The following is a 1267-nucleotide window of genomic DNA, read 5'->3' on the forward strand; positions in this document are numbered from 1 at the left end:
GTAAGCGGTCCTTTAACAGCATCTGTATAAACAGCTCGAAAGGAACGAAGATAGTGTCCACTTATAATCAGGTGGACACCTATGAAGGAGCATAACACGCGATTATCGCGGCCATTAATCGTGGGGCACGGGCGAGACGGCCGTTGCCTTTATGATCCGGAAGCCAAGCGGGAGCTAGTGAAAGTTTGCTTGCATTCGGGCACATCGGTTGCCAAGATCGCTCTGCAATACGGTATCAATGCCAATCTGCTGCGCAAGTGGATGGGGCATTACCGAGAAACAGGACATCCGAATCCGAACAGTCCATTAACGTTGCCGGCTTTTGTGCCCGTTCAGTCGCTGAGCGCAGAGAAACCGGCTGAGTCAGCGCTCAGTGCGGAGTTGCCCAACGGCGTTAAACTCGCGTTACAGCCTGTCGAGCTGAGCGACCTGCCGGTGATTTTGAAGGCGTTGGCCGAGCTGCCATGTTTCGTTTCGACGCAGGATTGAAGGTCTACCTGCACCGCGAGCCGGTCGACGGCCGCAAGGCCATCAATGGTTTAGCGCTGCTGGTTGAGCAGGCATTAGGCTTGAATCCGTTCGAGCCGGCCATCTACGTGTTCAGCAATCGCCGGCGGGATCGGATCAAACTGCTGTTGTGGGACCGCACCGGTTTTTGGTTGATGCTCAAGCGGCTGGAAGCCGACCGTTTTCACTGGCCGAAAGAGGCAGCAGTTGTGACGTTGACGGTCGAGCAACTCCACTGGTTGTTAGCCGGTATTGACTTGGCCGCGATGCGGCCGCATCCGGCACGAACCTATACCCAAGTAGGCTGAAACGCGGATGTAAAGCCGGTAAAATAACGGCATGACGCCCACCATCACGCTGTCCACCGAAGACTACCAAGCCTTGCTGGCCGAGCAGCAACGGCTGGCGAGTCAACTGCGGTTGGTGACGGTCGAGCGGGATTTATTGAAAGAACGTGTGGATGCCTTTCTGCATAGGCTGTATGCCGCAAAATCCGAGGCGCGGGCCAATCCGGCCCAGCGCGACCTGTTCCTGAACGAAGCCGAAGTGTTGGCGCCGAACGGTGCTCCAATCGCCGAGGAAGCCACGCCCGAAGCGGTCGAGGTGGCCGGTCACCGCCGCAAGAAACGCGGTCGCAAACCGCTCGATCCGCATCTGCCGCGTGAGATCGTGCGCCATGAATTAGCGGAAGCCGAACGCATCTGTGCGCATGACGGTACTCGTCTGGTGGAAATCGGCGCTGAAATCAGCGAGCAGCTCG

The 1267-nt window shown here is 57.5% G+C and carries 2 protein-coding genes and 1 pseudogene; all 3 read left to right on the forward strand.

Annotated elements, in window-relative coordinates:
- The first annotated feature begins 81 nt into the window (after positions 1 to 81).
- Positions 82 to 489: a transposase gene (locus BJL95_RS20750; RefSeq protein ID WP_254786668.1), complete on the forward strand. Its 408-nt coding sequence runs from the start codon at positions 82 to 84 to the stop codon at positions 487 to 489.
- Positions 465 to 815 carry an IS66 family insertion sequence element accessory protein TnpB gene (gene tnpB, locus BJL95_RS20755; protein WP_064031840.1) on the forward strand — a complete coding sequence of 117 codons (351 nt, stop codon included), beginning with the start codon at positions 465 to 467 and terminating at the stop codon, positions 813 to 815. The genes BJL95_RS20750 and tnpB overlap by 25 nt, the downstream gene beginning before the upstream one ends.
- 31 nt (positions 816 to 846) lie before the next feature.
- Positions 847 to 1267 (forward strand): annotated as a pseudogene (locus tag BJL95_RS20760) (IS66 family transposase); the annotation flags it as partial.

Origin of the sequence: Methylomonas sp. LWB (assembly GCF_001856095.1) — a bacterium.
In the GTDB taxonomy this organism is placed as follows: Bacteria; Pseudomonadota; Gammaproteobacteria; order Methylococcales; family Methylomonadaceae; genus Methylomonas; species Methylomonas koyamae_A.